Source organism: Streptomyces graminilatus (genome assembly GCF_001418565.1).
In the GTDB taxonomy this organism is placed as follows: domain Bacteria; phylum Actinomycetota; class Actinomycetes; order Streptomycetales; family Streptomycetaceae; genus Streptomyces; species Streptomyces graminilatus.
The window spans coordinates 1-6,806 of sequence record NZ_LIQQ01000200.1 but is presented as its reverse complement, the minus strand read 5'-3'; the positions used below and the strand labels follow the sequence as shown (position 1 = coordinate 6,806).

Here is a 6,806-nt window from a genome sequence, read left to right as displayed (position 1 = left end):
CCACCCTCCCGGCCCTTCTCGCCCTCATCGACAACGGCCAACTGTGGCAACTGGCGCGCCGGTTGCCACTGTCGGACGAGGCGGTCGCGGCGAAGGGGCGCGCGTTCCGCGAGTTCGTACGCCCGACCCTGCACAACTCGCTGCACAGCATGGTGATGGCGGAGTTCAGCGCGCGGTCGCGGATACGCTGGGAGTTCTCCTGGGAGCAACCGGCCAGGGCCCGTCTGCTCCCACCGCCGGACAGCACACCGGGTGACGGCTCCCCGGGGCTCGATGCCGCGATCGCCGTCGCCGTGGACACGGCTCTCGCCGACGCCCCGGACACCGCCCCGCTGCGTGCCCTGCTGCCCCCCGCTCCCCGCTCGCCCCGAGAAACGGACGCTCCCCGATGACCGTGCTGCTGTGGATCCTGGGCGTCCTGGCCGTGCCCACGCTGATCGTCGTGCTCTGGCTCGGCGGGGTGTTCGTCAAGGAGTTCTTCGCGCAGGTGAAGGGCGGGGGCACCGGCGAGGACGGCGACGGGGGTGCGGCCGCCGCCGAGCAGCTCGGGCTGCTGCCCGCCGAGCGGCAGAACACCGAGTCCGCGGGACCCTTGCCGGACGGCTGGGAGACGGCGCTCGACGCGGTACGCAACGGCGGTGACGCCGGCTGGAAGGCCGCCGCCGAACTGCTGCGGGGCATCGGCCGGGACTGGGAGCACCGTTCCTTCGCCTCGTATCTGCTGGCGGAGCTGGCCGCCGAGGACGACGCCTGGCTGCTCGCCTGGGAGGCCGACGGGCCGGGCGGTCCCGACGACCCGGACGCGGCCCTGGTCCGCGCCCGCAGCACGGTCGTCCTCGCCTGGAACGTCCGGGGCTCGCTGCGGGCCAACCACACGACGGGTGAACAGTTCGCGGGCTTCCACCGGTTGCTGCGGCGTTCCCGCGAGGAGACAGCCCGGGCGGCGGCGCTCAACCCGGACGACCCGACGCCGTACGTCACGGAGATCTGGACCGCGCTCGGGCTCGGCTACCCGCACTCCGAGATGGACAGGCTGTGGTCGGAGATCACCGCCCGCGACCCTTACCACTACGAGGCCCATTTCTCGGCGTTGCAGTACTGGTGCAAGAAGTGGCGCGGCTCGGAGGAACTCGCGACCGGGTTCGCCGAGCGCGCGGCGGCGAAGGCCCCCCTGGGCAGCCTGCTCAGTGTCCTTCCGCTGATCGCCCACTTCGAGCACGACGACTCGGACGACAGCGCCGCCGACCGCACCCCCGAGATGATCGCCCGCGTGAACGCGGGCCTCGCCGACGCCGCGGCGGCCGACCCGGCCCACCCGCGCCTGCCGGAGCTGCGCCACCTCCTGGCGTACTACCTCAGCCTCCAGGAGCGCGACGAGGCCGCGATCGAGCAGTTCAGGCTGGTCGACGGGTACGTGGACGCCCTGCCGTGGCGCTACCGCACGAGGATGGTGGAGCGCTACTGCCACATCCGGAACCTGTCGGCACAGGCGGTCGTGTCGGCGGGGGCGGAGCAGTAGGCGACTCCGCCCTTCCGCGCCGGGCGAGGCGACTCCGTCCTTCCGTCCCGACCGGTCTCGCGGTCAGCCCTCCGTGCGGGCGGGCAGCCGCCATCCCGGGCGCGGGAAGTGGCAGGTGTAGCCGTCCGGGTAACGCAGCAGATAGTCCTGGTGCTCCGGCTCGGCCTCCCAGAAGGGGCCGACCGGCTCCACCTCGGTGACGACCTTGCCCGGCCACAGTCCGGAGGCGTCCACGTCGGCGATCGTGTCCTCGGCGATCCGCTTCTGCTCGTCGTCCACGTAGTAGATCGCCGAGCGGTAGCTGAGGCCGAGGTCGTTGCCCTGGCGGTTCTTGGTGCTCGGGTCGTGGATCTGGAAGAAGAACTCCAGGATCGTACGGAAGTCGGTGCTCGCGGGGTCGAAGAGGATCTCGATGGCCTCCGCGTGCGTGCCGTGGTTGCGGTACGTCGCGTTCGGCACGTCCCCGCCGGTGTATCCGACCCGGGTCGCCGTCACGCCCGGCAGCCTGCGGATCAGGTCCTCCATCCCCCAGAAGCATCCCCCCGCGAGTACTGCCCTCTGCGTCTGCGCAGTCATCGAGGCTTCTCCATTTCTCTCGGTACGGCCATCGGTACGGTCATCGATACAGTCACTGGGGCCACCCGGCCGACACACCACCGGCATCCCAGGCCCACCTGCCTCAACGCACGAGGGCTCCGGGCGATTCCATAAGGTCGCTGTCATGAAGAGCGAGCGGGAATTCTTCTCACCGGACGCCATGCCGTGGTGCGCCGGGCCGCAGCCCGGGACCACCGAGCGGATCCTGAGCAGGGACGAGGCCGATCCGGAGATCCTGACCCGGCTGGTGCGCTGGGAACCCGGGCTCGACACCTCGCTCTCCGGGGTGATCCGGCACGAGTGGGTCGAGGAGGTCTGTCTGCTCGAAGGCGACCTGCACGACCTGACCCTGGACAGGACCTTCCACGCCGGAGACTTCGCCGCCCGGCCCCCGGGCATGGAACACGGCCCGTACCGGACGACCGGAGGCTGTCTGATGCTGGAGTTCCGCTACCGGCCGTAGATCAGGTGCGGGGGCATCTGAGGGCCCGGCGCGGTTACTCCACCACGATGCCGAAATCCCGCACGAGTTCCTCCAGCCCGCCCCGGTAGCCCTTGCCTCCAAGTACGAAGTCCCAGTCGCCGTTGGCCCTCCGGCGGAAGGAACCGAGTACCAGGGCGGTCTCACCAGGTCTGCCGTCGGAGACCTCAAGGCGTCCCAGTTCGGTCATCCCCGGGTCGAGGAGCCGGATGCACGCGTCCGAGAAGCCGGAGAGGTCGGCGTCCGGATTCACCTCGGGGTCGACGGCGGCCACGAGCACGAACCGGTCGGCGGTCTCCGGCAGCCCGTCGAAGGTCACGCAGATCGACGCCTTGTCCGGTGCGACGGCGGGAAGAGCCCGCACCGCGCCGTCAGGCGTCCGGTGGTTGTTGAAGAAGACGAAGTGGTCATCGCTGAGCACCCGGTTGCCCCGGCAGACGAGGGCGCACACGTCCAGGGCGACGCTCCCGGTCCACGACATGCCCAGGATGTTGTAGTCGGCGGGCAACTGCGCGGCGGCCCCGGCCGGCGCCGCTCCCGCCGTGGCCGGGCGGCCGTTCCCCTCCCCCAGCCGACCGCGCAGACCGTGCCGGTGCAGCAGGTCGACGAGTTCCGTCCCCGAGATCAGTTCCAGGGGTTTGCCGTTGGCGAAGGTGTGCGAGCCGGGGCCGAACCCCGAAGTCGTCACGAGGACACCCTTGTTGGCGCCGGCGTCCTGCACCGTGCCGTACAGGTCACGCACCGCGGTGGGTGGCACGGTGTTCCGGTAGCGCTTCACCTGTACGACGATCTTGCCGCCGCGAATCGGTGTCGGATCGTGCGCGTCGACGTCCACACCGCCGTCGTTCGAGCGCTGCGTGGTCACCGCCTGCATGCCCATGGCCCGGAAGAGTTCGGCGACGAGATCCTCGAACGCGACCGGATCCATGGCGAACAGATCGGGTTCGTCATCACCGCCGTGGGCGACGACACGATTGCCGACCTCCTGCGGTCGCCGGCCCGGCCGTACGGGGGTGAGCTGGTCCGGCCTGGCCGAGAGCTGCCCGCGCAGTCCGTCCGTCAGGCAACTGACCGCGTCCACCTGGGCCAGATGCAACGCGCGGAACGACGCCCCCGACGCCATCACGGTCACGAGGAAGATATGGCCGCGCCGGCCCGTCGTCGGGTCGTGCTCGTCCACGAACCCGTTCAAGGACACCGACTCCAGCGCACCCAGCTCATCGGCGGCGAAGAGCTCGTGCAGGACGAGCAGCACGCACTGCGCGAGCACCTCCCGGTACAGGGCACGGCGCTGGCTCGCCGGGCGCGGGGATTCCTTGTCCTGGTCGAGGGAGGAGACGTACCGCACGGACTTCGCCTCGGGGACCACCGCGTAGCCGGGCAGCTCCCAGTCGAGCACCAGTTGCCGGGCCGCCGGGTCGTACGCCGCCGACACATGGCGGGGGAAGTCCTCGGGCCACCTGCCCGACGAGTAGAGAGCGGCGGAGAAGTACTCCACCACCGCACCGGGGTCGCCGCGCCTGACACCTTCGGTCACCTCGCGAATGCCGGCGTTGTGCCGACGAACCTCAGCGAGCTGGGCGTCCGCCCACTGCTGGTACTCCCGCTGGGACGCGGCGAGTTGCCGCTGACGTTGAGCCTCGGCGGCCTGTGCGGCCTGCCAGTCCCGCTCGAAACGCGCCCGCGCTTCGGCCTGCGCCTGCGCGCGGCGGCTCGCCGTCCAACCGCCCTGCGCCTGGTACTGATCCGGGCTGGGCATGGGCACGGCATAGGCCAACGACCCGGCGGAGAAGGGCTGGACCGACTCGGCCCGCATGAGTGCGGCGGCACTGAACGCCGGTGCCGCACAGCCGACGGCCAACAGGCCTCGCAGTGACGCGACTTGTGCGTCCAGTTCCTCCGTACGACGCTGCGCGTCGGCCTGGCGGTACTCGCGGTGACTCTGGGCGGCTCGCCGCTGGTAGGCCCGCGCCTGCTGTTCTTCCTGTCTGAGCCGTCTGGCCTCGGCTTCCGACTGGCGCTGCTGCTGCCGTTGCATCTCGGCCCAGACGCCGACGGAACCGGTGGAGCGACGACTCATGTGCTGCAGGCCTTCCCCAGGACGTTGGCAGCCGGGAACCACGTCGGTTGTCCCCACAACCAGTTGTGACCAGACGACTCTACCCAGCGAACACCGTCTCGGACATCCACTCGGTGAAGGCGGTCTCCGGCCAATATCCGCAGGTCAACGTAACTGGAGAGTAACCAGGACCGCGCCAGAAAGCACACCGGCACCCGGCAAGGGGAATCATCCACCGGGGCGAGAGGTTCACGAGGCATGGCTGTCATCCACAACACGACCATGAACCCCGGCAAGCTGGAGCTGCTCACCGCCTGGCTGCCCACCCGAGCCTGGTACGTCGGCGGGGCGCGGGAGCCGGAGTTGACCCGGGCCGGGGGCTTTCGGCTCGACGATCCGGAAGGTGAGGTGGGCATCGAGTTCATGGTGGTCACGGACTCGTCAGGTGAGGCGCCGCTGACCTACCTCGTGCCGCTCACCTATCGCGGCGCGCCGCTCGACGGTGCCGACGACGCGCTCGTGGGCACGTCCGAGCACGGGGTGCTGGGCAAGCGCTGGCTGTACGACGGGGCCCACGACCCGGTGCTCGCCGGTCAGTTGCTCGCGCTCCTCCAGGGCCGCGCCGTGGCACAGGCCCAGGGCGTGAGCGACACCCCCGACCCCTCTGTCACCGGTCACTTCACGGGGGCCGGGGTCCTCGGCGGCGTCGCGTCCGTCGCCGTCACCGACGGGGCGGACGGCACCTCCGTCGCCGTGGAGACCGTGGGGACGGCGGACAGCGGCGAACCGGGAGACACCCTGACCCTCCACCTCCAGGTGACCCGCGTCCTCCGGCCGGAACAGCCGACGGAACAGCAGACGGAACGGCCGGCCGCCGACACCCGTACAGCCGAGGCCCGAGGCCATGTCACCGCGGGCTGGCGCCTGCCGGACGGCGGCGAGGCCCGCGCCCCCTTCGTCATCCTCGGCCCCCTCGGCGACACCTCGCGCTGAGACACCCCGCTCGAACGGTTCGGCACCCCCGTCACGGCCGCCCGTCACGGCGGCCGTCACGGCGGCCGTCACGGGCGCGAGCGTGGTGACCGGAGGCGCGGATTCCGGCCAAGGGGCCATGGGCTGCGGACGTCACCAAAGTCAGACGCAAATTCTCCGTCCTACGATCGCTGACATGCTGCTTCGACGAATTTTACGAACGTTCATGGTCATCAATGTGGCCCTCGCAGCGGCGGTGCAAGGTGGTGCCGCGCTCGCGGCGCCCGCTCGGGAGAAGCAGCCACCGTCGTCCGAAGGGCAGTTGCTCTACTACAACCACACCTACGGGGTGCTGGACCGGGAGACCGCCGACGCGATCGAGCATTCCGCCTATCTGCGGAAGTTCGCCGCGTTCCAGGTCCGCACGTCGAGCGGGTCCGGCGGCGAGACCTGGACCGGCCGGTATCTGACGGGCCGCGAGACCTATCTCGAACTGTTCGGTGTCGGCGACGCACCCGGCCCGGACGGCACCCTCGGCTGCGCCGGAACGGCGCTGTCGACCGAACGGGCCGGTCAACAGGCCGCCGTCATCGAGCGGTTGCGGGCCGAAGGGGTCACCGACCCGGTCAAGGCCCACCAGACACGGGACTTCGGCGACGGCGTCCCCGTGCCGTGGTTCGACTCGGTCTTCGTCACCCTCCAGTACGACGCCTACGGCACCTGGGCGATGGAGTACAGGCCCGAGTACTTCGCCGACCCGCGCAGCAACACCCGGCCGGCCGCCTTCCCCGGTGACGTCAGCCGGGAACGCTATCTGCCCGACCTCTACCGCGACCGCCTGATGCGGGACATCGTTGCGGTCCGCCTCGCGGTCACCGCACGCGACCTCGCCAGTACGGTGCCGCTGCTGCGGGCCGGCGGCTTCGCCGTCCGGTCGGTGGCGGACGGCGGCATCGTCGCGAAGGGCGGCGGCACCACGCTCCGCTACGACGTCGTCGCGCGCGAGGACGCGGCGCTGCGGCAGGTCGAGATGTCCCTCAACCGGCCCGTCTTCCACCAACACGAGGAACGGCTCGGCCGTTCGACGCTCACCGTAGGTCCGGGCGCCCGTGCCGTGTGGACGTTCGACGGCTCAAGCTACGACTCCGCCCCCGCCCGTTCGTGACGGACAGAGGCGA

At 70.7% G+C, this 6,806-nt stretch carries 6 protein-coding genes and 1 pseudogene; 5 read left to right on the top strand and 2 right to left on the bottom strand.

What is annotated here, in order from left to right; translation table 11 throughout:
• Both AOK08_RS17900 and AOK08_RS17895 read left to right on the top strand, forming a co-directional pair.
• A pseudogene (locus AOK08_RS17900) lies at positions 1–392 on the top strand (peptidase); the annotation flags it as partial.
• Complete coding sequence (locus AOK08_RS17895; protein WP_055526805.1) at positions 389–1,519, top strand: hypothetical protein; 1,131 nt, start codon at positions 389–391, stop codon at positions 1,517–1,519. The pseudogene AOK08_RS17900 and the gene AOK08_RS17895, both read left to right, overlap by 4 nt.
• A 63-nt stretch (positions 1,520–1,582) precedes the next feature.
• Here the strand turns inward: AOK08_RS17895 and msrA are convergent, their stop codons facing one another.
• Entirely contained in the window at positions 1,583–2,095 is a 513-nt protein-coding gene (gene msrA, locus AOK08_RS17890; protein WP_055526802.1) for a peptide-methionine (S)-S-oxide reductase MsrA, read from the bottom strand.
• A 145-nt stretch (positions 2,096–2,240) separates the two neighbouring features.
• On the opposite strand from msrA, the gene AOK08_RS17885 reads away from it, so the two are divergent.
• On the top strand, positions 2,241–2,579 hold the full coding sequence (locus tag AOK08_RS17885; RefSeq protein ID WP_055526800.1) for a cupin domain-containing protein: 339 nt from the start codon (positions 2,241–2,243) through the stop codon (positions 2,577–2,579).
• A gap of 34 nt (positions 2,580–2,613) precedes the next feature.
• On the opposite strand, the gene AOK08_RS17880 is transcribed toward AOK08_RS17885, so the two are convergent.
• Positions 2,614–4,677, bottom strand: a complete 2,064-nt coding sequence (locus AOK08_RS17880; RefSeq protein ID WP_198539301.1) for a restriction endonuclease — start codon at positions 4,675–4,677, stop codon at positions 2,614–2,616.
• A gap of 237 nt (positions 4,678–4,914) precedes the next feature.
• Between AOK08_RS17880 and AOK08_RS17875 the strand changes: the two genes are divergently transcribed.
• Together AOK08_RS17875 and AOK08_RS17870 are read left to right on the top strand one after the other, a co-directional pair.
• The gene (locus tag AOK08_RS17875) at positions 4,915–5,649 is read left to right on the top strand and encodes a maltokinase N-terminal cap-like domain-containing protein (protein WP_055526798.1); all 735 of its coding nucleotides are present in this window, start codon (positions 4,915–4,917) and stop codon (positions 5,647–5,649) included.
• A 205-nt stretch (positions 5,650–5,854) separates the two neighbouring features.
• Entirely contained in the window at positions 5,855–6,793 is a 939-nt protein-coding gene (locus AOK08_RS17870) for a DUF5829 family protein (RefSeq protein WP_055526793.1), read from the top strand.
• The last annotated feature ends 13 nt before the right edge of the window (positions 6,794–6,806 follow it).

Coding starts and splice junctions, on each gene's coding strand:
- AOK08_RS17870 (WP_055526793.1), top strand. CDS start 5,855: ATGGTCATCAATGTGGCCCTCGCAGCGGCGGTGCAAGGTGGTGCCGCG.
- msrA (WP_055526802.1), bottom strand. CDS start 2,095: ATGACTGCGCAGACGCAGAGGGCAGTACTCGCGGGGGGATGCTTCTGG.
- AOK08_RS17880 (WP_198539301.1), bottom strand. CDS start 4,677: ATGAGTCGTCGCTCCACCGGTTCCGTCGGCGTCTGGGCCGAGATGCAA.
- AOK08_RS17895 (WP_055526805.1), top strand. CDS start 389: ATGACCGTGCTGCTGTGGATCCTGGGCGTCCTGGCCGTGCCCACGCTG.
- AOK08_RS17885 (WP_055526800.1), top strand. CDS start 2,241: ATGAAGAGCGAGCGGGAATTCTTCTCACCGGACGCCATGCCGTGGTGC.
- AOK08_RS17875 (WP_055526798.1), top strand. CDS start 4,915: ATGGCTGTCATCCACAACACGACCATGAACCCCGGCAAGCTGGAGCTG.